Below are 19,568 nucleotides of genomic sequence, written 5' to 3'. Positions count from 1 at the left end.
GAACCATTTAGCCGTTCCAAACAAGTTTCAAAGGTATAAATTTCTAATGAACGAAATACAAAACAAAGACGATTTTTTCATGCGCCAGGCGCTTGCCGAGGCACGCAGGGCGTTCGATTTGGGAGAGGTTCCGATCGGAGCCGTGGTGGTTTGGGGCGATCGGATAGTCGGTCGCGGACACAACCTGGTCGAAACGCTGAACGATCCTACGGCGCATGCCGAGATGCAGGCGATTACGGCGGCCACCGCTTCGGTCGGGGGCAAATACCTGTCCGAGTGCCGTCTGTATGTAACGGTTGAACCGTGCGTTATGTGTGCCGGCGCGTGCTATTGGTCGCAGGTCGGTAGCGTGATTTACGGGGCCGCCGATCCCAAACGCGGCGTTTCGACGGTCTCTCAGGCCGTGTTCCACCCGAAAACAACGGTACGGGGAGGGATACTCGAAGCCGAATGCGGGGAGTTGGTCAGCAGCTTTTTTCGAAAATTGAGGAAATAACCCGGCCTTGGAAACCTGCGGAAGATTCGGGAAGCGTGCAGGAGCAACCAGGTAAGCTTCCTGTAAGTTTAAAAGCCGGGGTACCGCGACACGGTCCGGACTCTTTGGGGAAGCGGCGGCTGTACGCTTCGGGTTAGCGTAAAGGATAGTGTGATTGTGTTTTGTGATATTTTGCAATGCGACGAGGCATTGGGTTAACATTATTCGTATATTTGCGAACAGAGGGAAGGGTGATGACAAAAAAAGCGATTACGGACAAACAGAAACAGACGGCCAGGTATGCCAAAGCATTGGGACATCCCGTACGTGTCGCCATTTTGCAAATGCTTTCCAAACAAGCGTGTTGTTATCATGGTGATATGTCGGAAATTTTACCTGTTGCTAAAAGTACTTTGTCCCAGCATCTTAATGAACTGAAAGATGCCGGACTTATTCAAGGCGAAGTTACTCCGCCGATGGTTAAATATTGTATTAACAAGGATAATTGGGCTAAGGCCCGACAATGCCTTAATGATTTATTTGAATAACCGAATTGCAGAAAAACAGGCGGCTTTATTTTCTATCCTTTACGGGATAAAGACAGGGAAACGGAATCTTTCTCAGGCCGTTCGAATGTCAGCTGCAAAACGATTATAGTTAAAGGGCGCAGGGAGCGTGCAAATGGTTTACTCACCAATGACTGCTCCGAATCGCAAGTGTTTTGTATTATTGTTGTTCGTAAATTAACGAATTAGTACATTGGATTATGAGGTACGAAGATGACAAAAAGAAGTTGGTAAAGCAGCGCTATAATGAGCTCGCTTTAGTTAAGAATGCGGAGTCGATGAAGAAATGTTGTTGTAATCCTGCAGTCCCGTCGCCAAAAGTCTTTACGATTATGAGCGAGGATTACAGTAAACTTAATGGTTACGAGCCGGATGCGGATTTGGGAGTGGGGTGCGGCCTGCCTACTCAATATGCCGGAATCAAGCCCGGCGACACAGTCGTCGATCTTGGGGCCGGTGCCGGCAACGACTGTTTTATTGCACGCGAAGAGGTTGGAACAACGGGCAGAGTTATCGGGGTGGATTTTGCGCCGAACATGTTGCTTAAAGCAAGGGAAAATGCGCAACGACGAGGTTTTACGAATGTGGAATTTTTAGAAGGCGACATTGAAAATATGCCGTTACCCGATGCGATGGCCGATGTGATCGTGAGCAATTGTGTGCTCAATTTATTGCCGCGCAAGGATCGGATTTTTAAAGAGATATATCGGGTTTTGAAGCCGGGTGCCCGTTTCTGTATCTCGGATGTTGTTTTGGATGGGCTGTTCCCTCAGGAATTTACAGACAATGCTGCGATGTATGCGGGATGCATTGCGAGTGCTATTCAACGGGAGGATTATCTCCGCGAAATAGCGCGGGCCGGATTGGTCGATATTGCGGTTGTGCGAACCAAGACGATTGCGATTCCGAACGACGTGCTGAATGAACATCTGGATAAAACGACCATTCAAAAATATAAAAAGGGCAATGTGGGAATTTATTCCATTACCGTGACGGGAAAGCGTCCGTAAGATAAAATGCCAATAGTGCAACAAGTCAAATTACCAACTTGTTGCACTATTAGTAAAAGAATTTCTCGAAAAACTTCACGTTGTATCAAGATTTCCGATTGCTGATTGTTTGTGTATCGTTCTTACATCCATGTGTTTACGAGTCTTCCACGTGGCCGGTACCGAAACGATGTGCCGGTATGCCGGAAGAGGTTAGTCTTTGTAGACTTCCTTGCGGGCCGCTTTCAGCGTGTTTTTCATCAGTGAGATGATCGTCATCGGACCGACGCCGCCCGGTACCGGGGTGATGTAGCTGCACTTGGGCGCGACTTCATCGAATTTGACATCGCCGAGCAGTTTCCAGCCCGATTTGGTCTTGTCGCTTTTGACGCGTGTGATACCGACATCGACGATCACCGCCCCGTCTTTGACCATATCGGCCGTGACGAATTCGGCCTGTCCGAGCGCCGCGATGATAATGTCCGCTTCACGGACCACCTCCTTCAGGTTTTTGGTGCGGCTGTGGCACATCGTAACGGTGCAGTCCCAACCTTTTTGCGAGAGCAGGTTTGCGATCGGACGGCCGACTATGTTGCTGCGGCCGATAACGACGCAGTTCTTGCCTGAGGTTTCGATATCGTAGTGTTTGAGCAGCTCGAGGATGCCGTCCGGCGTGGCGGGCAGGTACGAGGGCAGGCCCGAGATCATGCGTCCGGTGTTGACCGGATGGAAACCGTCCACGTCTTTGCGAGGGTTAATCGCTTCGATCACTTTTTGTTCCGAGATGTGTTTCGGCAGGGGCAATTGTACGATGAATCCGTCCACGTCGGGATCGTTGTTCAGTTTGGCGATTTCTCCGAGCAGGTAAGCTTCGCTGATCGCTTCGTCGAGGCGCAGCACCGTCGAACGGAAGCCCACTTCGGCGCAGCATTTCTCCTTGTGGCCCACGTAAGTCTGGCTCGCTCCGTCGTTGCCGACCAGGATGGCGACCAGATGAGGTGCGCGGTGTCCTGAGGCCACCCAGGCTTCCACCTCGGCGGCGATCTCCTTGCGCAGTTTGGCTGCGACCTCTTTCCCGTCTATGATAGTCATATCAGTGATTTTATGTTGTCGTTGATTTTATATGCGATATATACGTTGGTCTTACAATGGCTGTGGCCCGGTCCGGTTTGCAGTCGGAAACGGTCCGCAACCGCAAGGATGATAGAGTGTTACCTGCGTCGTTTTGAAAGCGGCGGTTGGCTGAACGGGTGACGTGCCGTTTTCGCCGGGTCTGCGTTTTATCGTTTGAAGCCCCTCGGATTAAATCCTTTGGGCATCTTAGGCATGCCTCCGGCAACGCTTTTCATCACTTTGCGCGTGTCCTCGAACTGTTTGAGCAGGCGGTTCACGTCCTGCATCGTCGTACCGCTGCCCGTCGCAATGCGCTGGCGCCGGCTGCCGTTGATGATCGACGGATCTGCGCGTTCGGCCGGGGTCATCGAGTGGATGATCGCTTCGGTCTGTTTGAATACGTCGTCGTTGATCTCGACGTTTTTGAGCATCTTGCCCACGCCGGGGATCATTCCCGCCAGGTCTTTGAGGTTACCCATCTTTTTGATCTGGCTGATCTGCGTGAGGAAGTCGTTGAAGTCGAACTGGTTTTTGACCAGCTTTTTCTTCAGCCGGCGCGCCTCCTCCTCGTCGTATTGTTCCTGAGCTTTTTCGACCAACGACACGATGTCGCCCATGCCGAGGATACGGTCGGCCATACGCTCGGGATGGAACACCTGCAGCGCATCCATCTTTTCGCCCGAGCTGATGAACTTGAGCGGCTTGTTGACTACCGCGCGAATCGAGATGGCTGCACCGCCGCGGGTGTCGCCGTCGAGTTTGGTCAGTACGACGCCGTCGAAATCGAGACGGTCGTTGAACTCCTTGGCCGTATTGACTGCGTCCTGACCGGTCATCGAATCGACCACGAAGAGCGTTTCGCCCGGTTTGACGGCAGCCTTGATGGCCGTGATCTCCTGCATCATCTGTTCATCTACGGCCAGACGTCCGGCCGTATCGACGATTACCGTGTTGAGGTGGTTCGTCCGGGCGTACTTGATCGCATTCTCGGCAATCTGTACCGGGTTTTGGTTTCCCTCTTCGGTGTAGACCTCCACGCCGATCTGCTGCCCCAGAATCTTTAGCTGCTCGATAGCGGCAGGACGGTAAACGTCGCCCGCAACCAACAAAACCTGGCGGCCTTTTTTGCTCTTGATCAAGTTGGCGAGTTTGCCCGAGAAGGTGGTTTTACCCGAACCCTGCAAGCCTGCGATCAGGATTACCGCGGGGTTGCCTTCTAAGGTGATGTCGGTCATCGTGCCTCCCATCAGTGCGGCCAGTTCGTCGCGCACGATCTTGGTCATCATCTGGCCCGGCTTCACCGATTTGAGGACATCCTGGCCCAGCGCCTTGGTTTTTACCTCGTCGGTGAAATTTTTGGCGACCTTGTAGTTGACGTCGGCGTCGATCAGTGCGCGCCGGATCTCCTTGAGGCTTTCGGCAACGTTGATTTCGGTGATCCGGCCCTCTCCCTTGAGGATTTGAAACGACCGTTCGAGCTTGTCCGTTAGATTTTCAAACATGGCAGTGTGTAGAAATTGATAGAGGGATTCTCGTTAACAGAACGCAAAAATACAACTTTTTCCGGAAAAAGCCCCGCGTGGTTCCCGAATCGGGGAAATGTGCGATGGAAATATAACGTATGGGACCGGAGTATGCCGGGCGACGGCCTGGGCGGATTTATTTGTTGCGCTCCAGAACGAAGTCGGCGAACCGCCGCATGCTTTCGCGTACCGGCGATTCGGGATAATTCTCCAGCGAGGTAAGCGCTTTGTCGCGGTATTGGGTCATCACCGTCGCGGCATGTTCGAGTCCGCCCCGTTCGCGTACCGTGCGTGCGAGGTAATCGACGTTGGCGGGCCGCTGGCGGATGTCGCTGAGTTTGCCGATCAGTTTGCCGTGTTCGGCTTCGGAGCTGTTTTCGAGGACGTAGAGTAGCGGCAGCGTAATCTTGCGCTCGCGCATGTCGCCGCACATCGGTTTGCCGGTCACCTCCATCGGCGAGAAGTCGAGGATGTCGTCCTTGATCTGGAACGCGATGCCGAGGTTCGTGCCGAAGTCGCGCATCGCTTTGATCTGTTCGGGCGTTGCGTTGACCGAAATGGCACCGATAGCCCCGCATGCCGCCAACAGCGATGCGGTTTTTTTGTAGATGATGTCGAGGTAGAGTTCGCGTGTCATGCGCAGGCTTTCCGACAGTTCGGTCTGGGTCAGTTCGCCTTCGCTCATCTCGTGTACCGAACGGGTCGCTTCGGAGAGCATGTCGTCGCCCCCCTGCTCCATGCAGACATGGTAGGTGCGGGCGAAAATGTAGTCGCCGATGAGCACGGCCGTGTGCGAGCGCCACAGGGCATTGACCGACGGGGCGCCGCGCCGTACGAAGGCTTCGTCCACTACGTCGTCATGGATCAGCGATGCGGTATGCAGCATTTCGACGAGCGAGGCGCCCAGGTAGCTGCGCGTGCCGATTTCACCGTGCAGGGCCGCCGAGAGCAGCACCAGCAGCGGACGCATCTGTTTGCCGCGGTTTGCGAGGATGTAGTTGCAGATCGAGGAGACATAGCCGCTGTCGCTGTGGAGAATTTCCGTGATGAACGTCTCGTAGCGGCGGACCTTGTCGGCGATGGGTTGCTGTATCTCCTCTAAAGTGGCCATAAGTGATTTTATAGAAGGTACAAATATCAGCGTTTTTTCCGAATTGGCAAAGCCGCCGGTGGATTATCTCAACAATTTTTTGTTACTTTGCACTTCAATCTTAGACTTTTCGGCTGCATGGAGCATAAAAGGAATATTGTCCGGGCGCTGCCCTACCTGGCTGCGCTGATCGTTTTCTTGATAGTCACGCTCTTCTGTTTTGCCCCGCAGTTCGAGGGCAAGGTGCTCTCTCAGCACGATATCTTGCAGTACGACGGCATGACGGAGGATATCCTGCAGCACCGCGAGGCTTTTGGCGAAGATCCGCAGTGGGAGGGCAACATGTTCTCCGGGATGCCTGCCTACCTGATCAATATGAAGTACGACGGTGCGGTGGTGAAAACCCTCTCTAAGGCTTTCTATTTCCTCGGGCAGCCCGCGGCGTTGATTTTCCTGGCGATGGCCTTTTTCTTCTGCATGTTGCTTTGCATGAAGGTCAATCCGTGGATCGGCCTGATTCCGTCGTTGGCATACGGTTTTTCGACCTACTTTTTTGTGATTATAGGTGCCGGGCACATGACCAAAATGATGGTGCTGGCTTTCGCGCCGATGCTTTTCGGCGGCGTGTGGTACGCTTATCGGCGCAATATGTGGGCCGGCGCCGCGCTTACCGCGTTTTTCGGTTCGTTGATGATTGGTGCGAACCATCCGCAGATCACCTATTATTTCCTGATGATCGTTGCGGCGTTCTGGATCAGTGAGTTGGTCCGGGCTTATAAAGAGAAAATACTCGCCCGTTTCGCGAAGGTGACGGGATTGCTGGTATTGGCCGGCGTGCTGGCTGTCGGCAGCAATGCGGGGATGCTCTATTATATCCAGACGCATTCTAAGGATACGATCCGCGGCGGCAGCGAACTGAAAGCGTCCTCTTCGTCGATGGAGGGAAAAGAGGGGCTCGACCTGGAATACGCTACGGCCTGGAGCTACGGCAAAGGCGAGACGCTGAACCTGCTGATCCCGAATCTTTACGGAGGCAGCTCCGAAGGGGGCTTCAGCGATGACGGCGAAGTTGCGCAGGCCCTTACCAAATACGGTGCGCGCAACATGGCTACGCACCTGCCTGCCTACTGGGGACCGCAACCGATTACCTCGGGGCCGATGTATGTGGGTGCCGTGGCGCTTTTCCTCGCCGTTTTGGGTTTGTTCCTGTTGCGCCGCCGGGTGACGGTGTGGATCGTCGTCATTGCGTTGCTGGCGATCCTGCTGGCATGGGGAAAGAACCTGATGTGGTTCACCGAGTTGTTCTATTATTATTTCCCGATGTACGACAAGTTCCGCACGGTTTCGACGATCCTGGTGATCGTCGGCTGGTGCGTACCGCTGCTCGCCGCGCTGACACTGCAGAAACTGTGGAGCGGGGAGGTGCCTCGGGAGAAGCTGTTCAAGGGATTGAAGTATACGACGATCGCCGTGGGCGGTATCGCCTTGCTGTTCCTGTTGCTGGGCGGTACGTTGCTGTCGTTTACGGGCGAGGGGGACAGCCAAATGTTCGGCGGTCAGCAGGTCGATGACGTTTTTGCCGCGATGCGTGCCGAGCGGGCGTCGCTGATGCGTGCCGACGCGCTCCGTTCATTGGTGTTCGTGCTGCTGACGGCCGGGACGGTGTTGCTGTTTTACCGGCAGAAGATCAAACGGGGGGGCTTCGTGCTGGTACTGGCGCTGTTGGTGACTGCCGACATGGTGCCGGTGAACCTGCGTTACCTGCGCCGCGACAAATTCGTAGAGGAGCGTCATAATACGATCCGTCCGACGGAAGCCGACAAACAAATATTGGCCGACAAGGAGTTGGGTTTCCGCGTGCTGAACATGACCGTCAGTCCGTTCAACGATGCGACGACCTCTTACTTCCACCGTTCTGTGGGTGGATACCACGGGGCCAAACTGCGCCGTTACCAGGATCTGATTGAGCGGTATCTGGGAAAAATGGATATCGGCGTGTACAACATGCTCAACACGAAATACGTTATCGTGCAGGGTGAGGACGGAACTCCTGAGGCGCAACTCAATCCCGGAGCCAACGGTGCGGCTTGGTTTGTCGATTCGGTACGCCTTGTGGACGGACCCGATGCCGAAATTGCAGCGCTCGGAGGGCTGGACACCAAAACCGTGGCGGTCGTGGACAAACCGTTCGCATCGCTGGTGGAAAACGTGGCTCCGGCTGCCGACTCGGCTGCGAGGATCGCGATGACCGAATACCGGGTGAACCTGCAACGGTATGAATATACGGCCGCAGCCCCCGGTGTGGCGGTTTTTTCGGAAATTTATTATCCGAAAGGATGGACCGCTTATCTCGACGGGGTCGAAGCGCCTTATTTCCACGCCGACTACGTGCTGCGCGCCATGGTGTTGCCGGCCGGAACCCACACGGTCGAGTTCCGCTTCCGTGCGCCGCATTACGAATTGCTCTCTTCGCTGACGCTGATCTCTTCGCTGTTGTTGTTGGGCGGAGTGGCGGCGGTGGCCGGCGCAGCGGGTTACCGGGCTTATAAAAAACGCAAAGATAACGATGGACAACAATAAGAGGATCCGGCGGAAAGTCCGCAATGCCTATGTCATTTCGACGGTCAGTATCGCACTGGTTTTGTTTCTGTTGGGAAGTGTCGGGTACTTGATTCTCGGTGCGATGGGGGCTACGCAGCGCCTCGAGGAGAGCATGACGGTCTATGTGATGCTCAGGGACGACGTGACGCCCGAGGCTTCAGAGGCGTTGTCGAAAAAACTTTCGGCGAACGAGGCCGTGCGCGAAGTACATTTTATCGGCAAGGATGCCGCTGCCGAGGAGTTCAAAGAATACCTCGGCGACGATTTCGTCGAGTTCCTCGAGCAGAATCCGCTGCCCGATTCGTATGAATTGAGGCTGAATGCCGGTGCGTCGGACAAGGAGACGATCTCGGCGCTCGAAAAGGAGGTGTCGCAGTGGGAGGGCGTCGCCGAGGTGGTTTACCAGCGCGGTGTGCTCGAACAGATAGGGCAGAATATCAATAAGTTCAATATGATCCTGCTGCTGTTCGGCGGTACGCTGCTGATTATCGCGTTGATCCTGCTCAACAATACGATTCGCGTGACGATCTTCTCGAAGCGCTATATCATCAATACGATGAAGCTGGTCGGGGCGACCAAATGGTTCATCATGCGGCCGTTCCTTTCGCGCAGCATCCTGCAGGGCATTTATGCGGGACTGATCGCGTGGGCGATGCTGATCGTGATGATGATGGGGCTGCACGAAGGGTTGCCCGAGATCAAATTCGTCAGCGACGACAACTACCTCGCGCTGATTTTTGCCGGCACGATGGCAGGCGGCGTACTTATTTCGCTGCTCTTTACCGCTTTCGCTGTACGGAAATTCCTGCGGATGAGTTCGAGCAAGATCCATATTTATTGATATTGCGTAAAAAACGATGACCATGAAAAATAGAGAAAAACAGGCTCCGGCTTCACTGGCCGAGAAACAGCGCGAAATGCCGCTGACCGTAGCCAACTATAAACTGATGCTGATCGGGCTGGGAATCATCATTCTCGGCTTCATCCTGATGAGCGGCGGCGGCAGCGACGACCCGAACGTTTTCAACGAGGCTATGTTCAACTTCCGGCGGATTACGCTGGCTCCGATATTGGTGCTGGCGGGTTTCGGTTTCGAGATTTACGCGATTATGAAGAAACCTAAAAATAAGGAGTAGCGGCGCATGGAAGTTTGGGAAGCGATTGTGCTCGGTCTCGTGCAGGGTTTGACTGAGTTCCTGCCGGTGAGCAGTTCCGGGCATTTGCAGATTTTCAACACGCTTTTCGGCCTGCAGGGCGAAGAGAACCTGACGTTTGCCGTGGCGGTGCATGCCGCTACGGTTTGCAGTACGATCGTCGTGTTCCGCAGGGAATTGTTGCAGTTGATCGCCGGTTTTTTCCGGTTCAAATGGAATTCGGAGACTATCTATATTTCTAAGATACTGCTTTCGATGATTCCGGTGGGAATTGTCGGGCTCTTTTTCAAGGATTCGGTCGAGGAGTTGTTCGCGTCGGGCCTGCTCGTGGTCGGCTGCTCGCTGATCCTGACGGCGATCCTGCTGGCTTTCGCTTATTATGCACGGCCGCGGCTCAAAGAGAATATTTCATTCAAAGATGCTTTTATCATAGGTGTCGCCCAGGCTTTTGCCGCGATTCTCCCGGGCCTTTCACGTTCGGGCTCCACGATCGCTACCGGGTTACTGCTCGGCGACCGGAAAGACCAGGTCGCCCGCTTTTCGTTCCTGATGGTGCTGATTCCGATTCTGGGCGAAGCGATGCTCGACCTGATGAAAGGCGGCTTCCACCCTTCCGAAACCGGGATTTCAGCGCTTGCCCTGACGGCGGGATTCGTGACCGCTTTTCTCTCCGGACTGTTTGCCTGCAGTTGGATGATCAATATCGTGAAGAAGGGCAAGTTGATCTATTTCGCTGTGTATTGCCTGATTGTCGGCACCGTTTCGATCCTGTACAGCGTAATCTGAGTTCCGGTATAATTAGGTGCTTCCGCACCCCGGAGAATTATAACCGTTAATCCGAAAGATTGTTGTGAAACAACCTTTGATGCCTGATTTTCCCTTCCCGGAAGGATACGTGCTTCCTGTGGACAAGCCCCTCGGGTGGACTTCGTCGGATGTCGTGCGCAAGATGCGCGTACTGCTGCGTCGGCTGGGGCACCGCAAAATTAAAGTGGGACATGCCGGGACGCTCGATCCCCTCGCTACGGGCGTGCTGATCGTCTGCATCGGCCGGGCGACCAAGCGTGTCGATGAATTGCAGGCCGAAGAAAAAGAGTACCTGACTACCGTTCGCCTCGGTGCGACCACTCCGAGTTACGATCTGGAGCATCCCGTCGATCAAACCTATCCTTACGGCCATGTGACCGAAAAGTCGATCCTGGCCGCGTTACAGGAGATGGAAGGAGAACAGTTGCAGGAGCCGCCCGTCTATTCTGCGAAGATGATCGAAGGCAGGCGTGCCTACGAATATGCCCGCGAAGGAGAAGAGGTGAGGATGCGTCGCGCATTGGTCAATATTTATGAGATCGCACCCGAACGGATCGACCTGCCGGACGTGACGTTGCGTGTCCGGTGCAGTAAAGGAACCTACATCCGTTCGATCGCACGGGACCTGGGCGAGAAACTCTCCTGCGGCGGCCATCTGACGGCTCTGCGGCGTACCCGCAGCGGGGCGTTTTCCGAGCAGGACCTCTATACGATCGAAGAGGTTGAACGCATGCTGTCATCCGCTCCGCCCACGCAGTCCGCTCCGTCCGTATCCCCGGTTTCGCCTGTAAAATAGCATTGAAGAAGAGTTTGAACCGGGCTCAATAAAAAAATCGTTTTTCGGAAATTGTAGAAAAAATCGGTTCCGGATGAAACAAAACGCAATATTTTGCGTATAATAATTACTTGTTTCTGTTCAAAAAAGCTTCCGGCAGGAATTGCCGAATGACGGACTGCAACCCGTTGACTTGTCTGCAAACCTTTAAAATCTTCCAATAGCGATGAAACTTTCGCAGTACAATTACAGCTTTTCCCCTAACATGCTGGCCAAATATCCGGCCGAAAACCGCGACGAATCGAGACTGATGGTGATCGACCGGGCCAGCGGCAAGATCGAACACTCCGTTTTTAAAAATGTGATCGATTATTTCGATGAAGGGGATGTGCTGACCTTCAATGATACGAAAGTCTTTCCGGCCCGTCTTTACGGTAACAAGGAGAAGACCGGCGCCGAAATCGAAATTTTCCTGCTGCGCGAATTGAACCGCGACTTGCGCCTTTGGGATGTACTGGTCGATCCGGCCCGTAAAATCCGCATCGGCAACAAACTTTATTTCGGAGATGACGACCTGTTGGTGGCCGAGGTGATCGACAACACTACTTCGCGCGGCCGGACGCTTCGTTTCCTGTTCGACGGTGATTACGACGAGTTCAAAGCCACCCTTTATAAGATGGGGGAAACCCCGCTGCCCAAATGGATCAGGTCGAAAGTCGAGCCGATCGACGACGAGCGGTACCAGACCATTTTCGCCCGGCACGAGGGTGCCGTCGCCGCGCCGACCGCAGGACTGCATTTCAGCAAGCACCTGATGAAACGGCTTGAGATCAAAGGGGTCGATATGGCTTTCCTGACGCTGCATGTCGGGTTGGGGAATTTCCGTACGGTCGATGTCGAAGACCTCACCAAGCACAAGATGGACTCCGAACAGGTGGTCATTCCCGAGGAGACAGCCGAGAAGGTGAACCAAATCAAGCGGGCGGGCGGTAAAGTCTGCGCCGTGGGTACCACCGTGATGCGCTCGATGGAGAGTTCCGTTTCGACCGAGGGTTTCCTCAAACCGTTCGACGGCTGGACCAATAAATTTATTTTCTGTCCTTACGAGTTCAGCGTGGCCAATTGCATGATCACGAACTTCCATTTGCCCTATTCCACACAGTTGATGATGGTGTCCGCGTTTGCCGGCTACGACCTGCTGATGGAGGCCTACAAAGTGGCTAAGGAGGAAAAGTACCGTTTCGGTACTTACGGTGATGCGATGTTGATTCTGTAATCGTTTTTCGCCACGTCGAAAACCATGTGGAGATAAAAGCTGTTACAGGCGCAGGCATATTGTTCCTGTCGCCGGTCGGCTTGTTTAATCATCAAAAATTCGTACCTTTGCAATCGGGCCCGTTGTCCGCAGAAATAAGAAGGAGTCGTTTATGAGTAGCTGCAAAATTTTATATGTCTGTCAGGAGATAACGCCATATCTTGCTGAAAATGATATGTCTACACTGTGCAGGACTCTGTCGCAAAGCATGCAGGAAAGAGGTAATGAGATCCGCACTTTCATGCCGCGTTACGGACTTATCAACGAGCGGCGGAACCAGCTTCACGAAGTGATCCGCCTTTCGGGCATGAATCTGATCATCGACGATAACGACCATCAGTTGATTATCAAGGTCGCGTCGATCCCTTCGGCCCGTGTCCAGATCTATTTTATCGACAACGAGGACTACTTTCAGCGTAAATTCACGTTGTGCGACGGAGAGGGAAGTCTCTTCGCCGACAATGACGAACGGGCGATTTTCTTTGCGCGGGGTGTGCTCGAAACGGTCAAAAAACTGCGTTGGGTGCCTGATGTCGTGCATGTGCACGGTTGGTTCTCGGCGATTGTCCCGGTCTATTTGCGCAATACCTTTGCCGACGACCCCGTTTTCAAAAACGTCAAGATCGTCATGTCGCTCTATGATGATGGGTTCGATGGGGAGCTCGATGCGAAATTTGGGCAAAAGATCGCCAGCGAAGGGGTCGAAAAAAAACACACCGCTCTTTTGGAGCATCCCACATACGAAAATCTGATGAAGTTCGTTATGAATTACATCGACGGGGTAATCTGCGAAACTGCGGCCCCGTCGGATGAACTGATCGGGTGCCTTAAGGAGCAGGGCAAGCCGGTTCTAGAGTATCAGGACAAGGCGACGCCGGCTTATCTGGATCAATACGAGGCGTTCTATCGTAAAATATTGGCAAATGAATAGACGTCGTAACGCAGCGGTAGCCGGGATTTCCCTTTGCGCACTTTTTGCCGCCCTGTTTTCATGTACGAAAGTGGACAACACGGTCGGCAGTTCGTTGATCCCCAATGACCAGCAGATGCAAATTTTCGAGGATACCGTTTCCGGTATCGATGCTTACCTGCAGTTGGTGGATTCACTTCCGATGACAGTCACCAATTACAACTGGTATTACGGATGCATGGGCGCCAAGAAGGATCCCGTTTACGGGGCTTTCGAGTCGGGCTGGCTCGGGCAGTACGGCGGAGCCTCGTTTTATTCTTCCAATGAAGAGGCTACAGACCGTTACGGGACGGCCCCTGTCGGGGATTCGATCTGCTTGTATCTGACGTTCGAATCCTCGCTGAGCTCGGGTGATACCGCTAAAACGCAGACCTTTAATGTCTATGAGGTTACCAAGCGCCTTTACGTGGATTCGATCTACTATTTGAATCATTTCGATGTCCGGGAAGTAATCGATCCGGAACCGTTGCTCACTTTCGATTATAAACTCGGGGACGGCACGAATATTACGAAACGGATGACCAGCGATAAAGCTGTGGCGTTGATGAACAGGTTGCTCAAAGCGACTACGGAGATGTACGAAGACGATTCGCTGTTCGTCAATGAATACAAAGGTATCTATGTTGCGCCGGCGGATAACTCTCCGCGCGATGCCGCCGCACTTTCCATGCTGACCACTTCGGCTTCGATGCAGGTATATGCGCATAATTTCACCGATGAGACCGCGACGACCCCGAAAGATACGGTGATCGGCAGCTATTCGTTCGGTGCGGCGACCTACACCAAGCTGATGTCTTTGAATACTTACAAGCATGACTACACCGGCAGCGAAATCGATCCGGCGAAATTCAACGACACGACCTCATTGGGGGTTCCGGTCTCGGTGGGATATGTGCAGGGGTGCGGCGGTGTAACCAGCTTCCTGCACTTTACAAAAGAATTCGTCGAGAACCTGAAGGCATTGAAAACTAGCAAGAATACGGCTTATAAGACGCTGGTGATTAATAGCGCGCGGATTGAGATCGGAATCGATAAGCCGGATATTCCTGCGCTCGATGCGGCGACTACCCGGTTGGGATTCTATACGGATTATGCGACTTTCAGTCCGATTTCGGATTATCCTTTCGAATTGGAAGTGTCGCAATACAACCCGGTTACGCTCTCTTACGGCGGATACATGAACCGGTCGCGCAACAGCTATACGATGGATATTACCCGGGCTATTCAGGTAATGGCTGACGTATCTACACGCGATTACTGGATCGAGGTGGCTCCTTCGTTCTTCGAAATCTACAATCCGAACAAGGAGGTTCGGCTGAATACGTCGAACGATCCCTCTAATCCGTTGCCACTGAGGGTGGCGGTTACCTATACATTGATACGGTAAATGCTCTAACGACAAAACCTAAAGCGACCCTTTAGGTTTTCGCTTTTAATACAGGTAGTGATTATGCAGGAAAATTTAGTAATTGTCGAGTCCCCGGCCAAGGCTAAAACCATAGAGAAATTTTTGGGCAAGGAGTATACGGTCAAGTCGAGTTTCGGCCATATCCGCGATTTATCCAAGAAGGAGTTGGGCATTGACATTAGCAATAATTTCGAACCGCATTACGAGATCCCGGCCGACAAGAAAAAGGTGGTCGGCGAGTTGGACAAACTGGCCAAGTCGGCCAAAACTGTCTGGCTGGCGTCCGATGAGGATCGTGAGGGAGAGGCGATTGCGTGGCATCTGGCGCAGGTGCTCGGGCTCGATCCGAAAACTACCAAGCGGATCGTCTTTCACGAAATCACGAAGAATGCGATCCTGCATGCGGTCGAAAATCCCCGTTCGATCAACATGGACCTGGTCAACGCCCAGCAGGCACGCCGCGTGCTCGACCGCCTGGTCGGGTTCGAACTCTCGCCGGTGCTGTGGCGCAAGGTGAAACCGTCGCTTTCGGCAGGCCGCGTACAGAGTGTCGCCGTGCGGTTGATCGTCGAGCGTGAGCGCGAGATCATAGCTTTCGAGAGTAAGGACTATTACCGCGTGGTCGCTGATTTTGAGATTGCCGGTGCAAACGGCAAGTCCGGTGCGTTCCGGGCCGAACTGAACAAGCGCTTTGCTACGGAGCAGGAGGCGGAAGCATTTCTAGGGAAGTGTAAGGACGCCCGTTTTACGGTACTGAACGTCGAGCAGAAACCGTCGAAGAAAAATCCGCCGGCACCGTTTACCACCTCGACTCTGCAACAGGAGGCCGGCCGTAAACTCGGTATGTCGGTGAGCCAGACGATGGCCGTCGCCCAGAGGCTTTACGAGGCCGGTTACATCACCTACATGCGTACCGACTCGGTGAACCTTTCGAATCAGGCCCTTGCGGCGGCGAAAGAGGAGATAACCGTACTGTTCGGGGCCGAATATTCCGAAGTGCGTAACTTCAAAACGAAATCCAAGGGTGCCCAGGAGGCGCACGAGGCGATCCGGCCCTCATATATGAACCACCGGACGATCGAGGGAGGGCCGCAGGAAAAACGGCTTTACGAGCTGATCTGGAAGCGCACGGTCGCTTCGCAGATGGCCAGCGCGCAGACCGAGCGCACGGTGGTGGATATCGCTGTCAGCGGCGCGGCGGAACAGTTCGTGGCTACCGGCGAAGTGGTCAAGTTCGACGGTTTCCTCAGGCTCTATTCCGAATCGGTCGAGGATGAGACGGGCGAAGGCGAAGAGGCTTTGTTGCCGCCGATGAAAAAAGGCGACGAGCCGACGGCGCAAACCATTACCGCGCTGCAGCGTTTCACCCAGTCTCCGCCCCGTTACAGCGAGGCTTCACTGGTCAAACGGCTCGAGGAGCTCGGTATCGGGCGCCCTTCTACCTATGCACCGACCATTTCGACGATCATTACGCGCGGATACGTGATTAAGGAGAGCCGTGACGGAGAGAAGCGCGGCTACACGCAGTTGACGCTTTCCAAAGGCAAGATCGCGCGCAAGACGCTTACCGAAACCGTAGGCAAAGAAAAAAACAAACTTTCGCCGACCGATATCGGCATGATCGTGACCGATTTTCTCGATGCGCAGTTCGCGGCCGTCATGGATTACAATTTCACCGCGTCGGTCGAAAAGGAGTTCGATGAAATTGCGATGGGCGAGAAGAGCTGGCCGGAGATGATCCGCAGTTTCTACGATGAATTTCACAGTAAAGTGGACGAGGCGCTGGAAAGCAAGCCGGTCAAGAGCAGCCAGATGCACGAACTGGGTATCGATCCCAAAAGCGGTAAGCCCGTTTTCGTGAAGATCGGCCGTTTCGGTCCCGTTGCACAGATCGGCGGCGCTGAGGGAGATGAGGAAAAGCCGCGTTTTGCCAGTCTGAAAAAAGGGCAGTTGATCGCGACGATTACGCTTGACGAGGCTCTTGCCTTGTTTGATTTGCCGCGTAAGTTGGGCGAATTCGAGGACAAAGAGGTGGTGATCGGCGTGGGGCGTTTCGGCCCGTATGCGCGTCATGACGGTAAATTCGTGTCGTTGGCCAAAACCGACGATCCCTATACGATCGAGCTGCCGCGTGCAATCGAGTTGATCGAACAGAAGCGGATTAAGGACAAACGGATGAAGGAGCCGATCAAGATTTTTGCCGAGGAGCCCGGGTTGCAGGTACTCAACGGCCGCTACGGTCCTTACATCGCTTTCGACGGCAAAAATTACCGCATTCCGAAAGGGCAGGAACCCGAAGGCCTGACGCTCGAGGCCTGCCGCGCGATCATTGCGAAATCGAAAAAATAGGCAGAATTTATAAAAGATTCACGGGCTGTCAGGGGTGTTCTGGCCAATGCATTCGTAAGAGTAAATCCGGTTATTCCCGATCATCAAGGTACGTCTCCGCTATTGTTCGTGATATAAAAAGCTTCCCGGCTGTCAGCAGCCGGGAAGCTTTTTGTTTTGGATCCGGAACTGTTCCGGTTATTAGGGAGGAAAGCGGTCTTGGTTAAATTGAATTGTGTTGGCCCGGATTTATTCGTTCTCATTTTCGGCGGGGCGGTTGGCCACGTAGTTGCGCCAGCGGTCGATCACCGTGCGCATGTCTTCGGGAAGGTCGCTTTCGAAATAGATATACTTCCCTGTTGAGGGATGCACAAACCCGAGGCTGCGGGCATGCAGCGCATGACGCGGCAGCTGTTGAAAGCAGTTCTCGACGAACTGCTTGTATTTCGAAAAGGTCGTTCCCTTGAGAATGCGGTCGCCGCCGTACCGTTCGTCGTTGAACAGCGGATGCCCGATGTATTCCATGTGTACCCGGATCTGGTGCGTACGGCCCGTTTCCAACCTGCATTCGAGCAGGTTCACGTAGCCGAGCCGCTCGAGTACTTTGTAATGGGTTACGGCATGCTTGCCCTGCGTCCCGTCGGGAAAGACGGCCATTTTCATGCGGTCTTTGAGGCTCCTGCCCACGTTGCCGGTCACCGTGCCCTCTTCGCTTTCCATATTGCCCCATGCCAACGCGCAGTAGACCCGGTCTATCGTATGGTCGTAAAATTGTTTTGCCAGCCGGGCGTGCGCCCGTTCGTTTTTCGCAATGACGAGGATCCCCGACGTATTCTTGTCGATGCGGTGTACGAGTCCGGCCCGCATGTCGCCGTTCTGGAACAGCGGCAGGTCTTTGAGATGGTAAGTCAGCGCGTTGACCAGCGTGCCTGAATAGTTGCCGTGACCCGGGTGTACGACCATTCCGGCGGCTTTGTTGACGATGATCAGGTCGTCGTCCTCGTAGCGGATGTCGAGCGGAATGTTTTCGGGAATGATTTCGATTTCGCGAACCGGGTAGGGCATTACGATCGAAATCCGGTCGAGCGGTTTGACTTTGTAACTCGATTTTACCGGCGTGCCGTTGACGAGGATGGTTCCGGCGTCGGCAGCCGTCTGGATGCGGTTGCGCGAAGCGCCTTCCATGCGGTTGGTAAGGAACTTGTCGATGCGCAGCAGGGCTTGCCCCTTGTCGACCGTGAGGCTGAAATGCTCGTACATCTCATCCTGCTGATCGTCGTCCGTTCCCGGTAGCGGATGCAACTCTTCTGACAGGATTTCGGCGATGTCGGTCGGTGTCATGGGTGGCATAAGGTTGTCTGTTGCAAGATTTAGTCGGAGCCGGGACGGCTATGGTTCGGTCCTTTCCCGTGTTTGTCGGGCAGAATGTTATCTGTCGCGCCGGATCCCGGTTCCGGGGCGGATATGGCTTTCCGGATTTCGGTTCTACGGGCTCAGCCCGTAGAACTTAGCGTTCGGCGCCCATTTCCCGATAACATAACGATCATGGGTAGGCTGCCGGATTCGGCGTTTTATTCCGCCGTAGCAGAGGCAACCGAATCGGCATAGGCTTTTGCCGCGGCACGTGCCGAACGGTCGGCGGCTTTGCGTCCTGCTTCGATCTTCGCGTCGTCGAGCGACAGCGTGAATCCGACCGCGGTGCCCAATCCGAGGCGCGTTCCCGCCGCAGGCGACTGCGCGCTGACTCTGGCCTCTTTCTCATTGAGCAGGTTGATACCGGCATCGCGGGTAATCTTCCCTACGTTGAATCCGGCTTCCCACAGGCGGCTTTTCGCTTCACGGGCCGAAAAGCCGGCCAGTCGCGGAACGGCCTGTGCCGTCGCGTCGCTGCCCAAGCCTACGACCAACGTGATACCTGCACCCATTTCCGCCTGCATTTTGCTGCCGGGGTGGATTATTTTGCCGTTGTAGCGCTCTTCGAGTACGTTATTGGTGGCGATATCGTTTTGGTAAATCAGTTTGTCGATGCCGAGGCCGGCCATTTCGAGGTTGCTTTTGGCCTGCCGCAGCGAAAACCCTGTTACATAGGGAATCGTCACCATCTTTTGCCGGTAGGAGTTGATCGTGACGAAGACGCGCCGCCCTGATTTCACTTGAGCCCCCGCTACCGGGTTTTGTTCGAGGATCACTCCGCCCGGGTAAGCCGGCACATAGAGCGAATCGTTGATTTCGATACGCAGCGAAGAGCCTTTGCCGGCGTGTTTCGCCTCTTCGACGGTCATTCCGCTCAGGTCCGGTACGTCGCGTACCTGTCCGTGGCGCGTCAGGAGATTCAGCAGCAGGTTGGCCACGAAGCCGAAGACGATGATTGCGCACAGGGCCAGTACCAGGTTGCGTGCGATGGGGTTGGCGCTTATCTTGGCGATCAGTTTGCGTAGGTAATCCATAACCGGG

Annotated in this window: 17 protein-coding genes; 12 read left to right on the top strand and 5 right to left on the bottom strand. The window is 54.2% G+C overall.

The genetic code is table 11. The features are described 5' to 3' along the window. Positions 1 to 46: 46 nt before the first annotated feature. The 3 genes from NQ495_RS05510 to arsM all read left to right on the top strand — a co-directional run bounded on the left by NQ495_RS05510 (position 47) and on the right by arsM (position 2,051). Entirely contained in the window at positions 47 to 496 is a 450-nt protein-coding gene (locus tag NQ495_RS05510; RefSeq protein ID WP_040294204.1) for a nucleoside deaminase, read from the top strand. Between the two features lie 233 nt (positions 497 to 729). Beyond that, entirely contained in the window at positions 730 to 1,023 is a 294-nt protein-coding gene (locus tag NQ495_RS05505; RefSeq protein WP_040294205.1) for an ArsR/SmtB family transcription factor, read from the top strand. Positions 1,024 to 1,241: 218 nt separating this feature from the next. Beyond that, on the top strand, positions 1,242 to 2,051 hold the full coding sequence (arsM, locus tag NQ495_RS05500; protein ID WP_009133949.1) for an arsenite methyltransferase: 810 nt from the start codon (positions 1,242 to 1,244) through the stop codon (positions 2,049 to 2,051). A gap of 192 nt (positions 2,052 to 2,243) precedes the next feature. On the opposite strand, the gene folD is transcribed toward arsM, so the two are convergent. The 3 genes from folD to NQ495_RS05485 form a co-directional block, all read right to left on the bottom strand. Beyond that, complete coding sequence (gene folD / locus NQ495_RS05495; RefSeq protein WP_009133950.1) at positions 2,244 to 3,122, bottom strand: bifunctional methylenetetrahydrofolate dehydrogenase/methenyltetrahydrofolate cyclohydrolase FolD; 879 nt, start codon at positions 3,120 to 3,122, stop codon at positions 2,244 to 2,246. A 188-nt stretch (positions 3,123 to 3,310) separates the two neighbouring features. Further along, positions 3,311 to 4,645 (bottom strand): signal recognition particle protein, encoded by a 1,335-nt coding sequence (gene ffh / locus NQ495_RS05490; protein ID WP_009133951.1) that lies wholly within the window; start codon positions 4,643 to 4,645, stop codon positions 3,311 to 3,313. Positions 4,646 to 4,802: 157 nt separating this feature from the next. Continuing rightward, positions 4,803 to 5,777, bottom strand: coding sequence for a polyprenyl synthetase family protein (locus tag NQ495_RS05485; RefSeq protein ID WP_009133952.1), 975 nt, complete (start codon positions 5,775 to 5,777; stop codon positions 4,803 to 4,805). Between the two features lie 117 nt (positions 5,778 to 5,894). Between NQ495_RS05485 and NQ495_RS05480 the strand changes: the two genes are divergently transcribed. The 9 genes from NQ495_RS05480 (at position 5,895) to topA (ending at position 17,135) form a co-directional block, all read left to right on the top strand. Further along, positions 5,895 to 8,336, top strand: a complete 2,442-nt coding sequence (locus NQ495_RS05480) for a membrane protein (RefSeq protein ID WP_009133953.1) — start codon at positions 5,895 to 5,897, stop codon at positions 8,334 to 8,336. Continuing rightward, on the top strand, positions 8,323 to 9,198 hold the full coding sequence (locus NQ495_RS05475; protein WP_009133954.1) for a cell division protein FtsX: 876 nt from the start codon (positions 8,323 to 8,325) through the stop codon (positions 9,196 to 9,198). Before NQ495_RS05480 ends, NQ495_RS05475 begins: the two co-directional genes overlap by 14 nt. A 22-nt stretch (positions 9,199 to 9,220) precedes the next feature. Then, positions 9,221 to 9,493, top strand: coding sequence for a DUF3098 domain-containing protein (locus NQ495_RS05470; RefSeq protein ID WP_009133955.1), 273 nt, complete (start codon positions 9,221 to 9,223; stop codon positions 9,491 to 9,493). Positions 9,494 to 9,499: 6 nt separating this feature from the next. Next, positions 9,500 to 10,297: an undecaprenyl-diphosphate phosphatase gene (locus NQ495_RS05465; protein WP_009133956.1), complete on the top strand. Its 798-nt coding sequence runs from the start codon at positions 9,500 to 9,502 to the stop codon at positions 10,295 to 10,297. Positions 10,298 to 10,376: 79 nt separating this feature from the next. Beyond that, on the top strand, positions 10,377 to 11,114 hold the full coding sequence (gene truB, locus NQ495_RS05460) for a tRNA pseudouridine(55) synthase TruB (RefSeq protein WP_009133957.1): 738 nt from the start codon (positions 10,377 to 10,379) through the stop codon (positions 11,112 to 11,114). Between the two features lie 205 nt (positions 11,115 to 11,319). Then, positions 11,320 to 12,369, top strand: coding sequence for a tRNA preQ1(34) S-adenosylmethionine ribosyltransferase-isomerase QueA (queA, locus tag NQ495_RS05455; protein WP_009133958.1), 1,050 nt, complete (start codon positions 11,320 to 11,322; stop codon positions 12,367 to 12,369). A gap of 151 nt (positions 12,370 to 12,520) precedes the next feature. After that, complete coding sequence (locus tag NQ495_RS05450; protein WP_009133959.1) at positions 12,521 to 13,339, top strand: glycogen/starch synthase; 819 nt, start codon at positions 12,521 to 12,523, stop codon at positions 13,337 to 13,339. Next, positions 13,332 to 14,765, top strand: coding sequence for a hypothetical protein (locus NQ495_RS05445; RefSeq protein ID WP_009133960.1), 1,434 nt, complete (start codon positions 13,332 to 13,334; stop codon positions 14,763 to 14,765). The genes NQ495_RS05450 and NQ495_RS05445 overlap by 8 nt, the downstream gene beginning before the upstream one ends. 63 nt (positions 14,766 to 14,828) lie before the next feature. Next, positions 14,829 to 17,135, top strand: a complete 2,307-nt coding sequence (gene topA, locus NQ495_RS05440; protein ID WP_009133961.1) for a type I DNA topoisomerase — start codon at positions 14,829 to 14,831, stop codon at positions 17,133 to 17,135. Positions 17,136 to 17,363: 228 nt separating this feature from the next. Here the strand turns inward: topA and NQ495_RS05435 are convergent, their stop codons facing one another. Then, a complete protein-coding gene (locus NQ495_RS05435; protein WP_009133962.1) occupies positions 17,364 to 18,455 on the bottom strand; it encodes an RluA family pseudouridine synthase in 1,092 nt (363 codons plus the stop codon). A gap of 230 nt (positions 18,456 to 18,685) precedes the next feature. Next, positions 18,686 to 19,561 (bottom strand): PASTA domain-containing protein, encoded by an 876-nt coding sequence (locus tag NQ495_RS05430; RefSeq protein ID WP_009133963.1) that lies wholly within the window; start codon positions 19,559 to 19,561, stop codon positions 18,686 to 18,688. Between the last annotated feature and the right edge of the window lie 7 nt (positions 19,562 to 19,568).

It is taken from the genome of Alistipes indistinctus YIT 12060 (assembly GCF_025144995.1).
In the GTDB taxonomy this organism is placed as follows: domain Bacteria; phylum Bacteroidota; class Bacteroidia; order Bacteroidales; family Rikenellaceae; genus Alistipes_A; species Alistipes_A indistinctus.
Note: the sequence above shows the minus strand (reverse complement) of the source record. Positions and strands in the feature narration are given on the sequence as shown.

What these genes read in the sequence shown, in the direction of transcription:
- NQ495_RS05430 (WP_009133963.1), bottom strand. Translation starts at nt 19,561, where the DNA reads ATGGATTACCTACGCAAACTGATCGCCAAGATAAGCGCCAACCCCATC.
- topA (WP_009133961.1), top strand. Translation starts at nt 14,829, where the DNA reads ATGCAGGAAAATTTAGTAATTGTCGAGTCCCCGGCCAAGGCTAAAACC.
- NQ495_RS05445 (WP_009133960.1), top strand. Translation starts at nt 13,332, where the DNA reads ATGAATAGACGTCGTAACGCAGCGGTAGCCGGGATTTCCCTTTGCGCA.
- NQ495_RS05510 (WP_040294204.1), top strand. Translation starts at nt 47, where the DNA reads ATGAACGAAATACAAAACAAAGACGATTTTTTCATGCGCCAGGCGCTT.
- NQ495_RS05435 (WP_009133962.1), bottom strand. Translation starts at nt 18,455, where the DNA reads ATGACACCGACCGACATCGCCGAAATCCTGTCAGAAGAGTTGCATCCG.
- ffh (WP_009133951.1), bottom strand. Translation starts at nt 4,645, where the DNA reads ATGTTTGAAAATCTAACGGACAAGCTCGAACGGTCGTTTCAAATCCTC.
- NQ495_RS05465 (WP_009133956.1), top strand. Translation starts at nt 9,500, where the DNA reads ATGGAAGTTTGGGAAGCGATTGTGCTCGGTCTCGTGCAGGGTTTGACT.
- NQ495_RS05475 (WP_009133954.1), top strand. Translation starts at nt 8,323, where the DNA reads ATGGACAACAATAAGAGGATCCGGCGGAAAGTCCGCAATGCCTATGTC.
- truB (WP_009133957.1), top strand. Translation starts at nt 10,377, where the DNA reads ATGCCTGATTTTCCCTTCCCGGAAGGATACGTGCTTCCTGTGGACAAG.
- NQ495_RS05470 (WP_009133955.1), top strand. Translation starts at nt 9,221, where the DNA reads ATGAAAAATAGAGAAAAACAGGCTCCGGCTTCACTGGCCGAGAAACAG.
- queA (WP_009133958.1), top strand. Translation starts at nt 11,320, where the DNA reads ATGAAACTTTCGCAGTACAATTACAGCTTTTCCCCTAACATGCTGGCC.
- NQ495_RS05485 (WP_009133952.1), bottom strand. Translation starts at nt 5,777, where the DNA reads ATGGCCACTTTAGAGGAGATACAGCAACCCATCGCCGACAAGGTCCGC.
- folD (WP_009133950.1), bottom strand. Translation starts at nt 3,122, where the DNA reads ATGACTATCATAGACGGGAAAGAGGTCGCAGCCAAACTGCGCAAGGAG.
- NQ495_RS05480 (WP_009133953.1), top strand. Translation starts at nt 5,895, where the DNA reads ATGGAGCATAAAAGGAATATTGTCCGGGCGCTGCCCTACCTGGCTGCG.
- NQ495_RS05450 (WP_009133959.1), top strand. Translation starts at nt 12,521, where the DNA reads ATGAGTAGCTGCAAAATTTTATATGTCTGTCAGGAGATAACGCCATAT.
- arsM (WP_009133949.1), top strand. Translation starts at nt 1,242, where the DNA reads ATGAGGTACGAAGATGACAAAAAGAAGTTGGTAAAGCAGCGCTATAAT.
- NQ495_RS05505 (WP_040294205.1), top strand. Translation starts at nt 730, where the DNA reads ATGACAAAAAAAGCGATTACGGACAAACAGAAACAGACGGCCAGGTAT.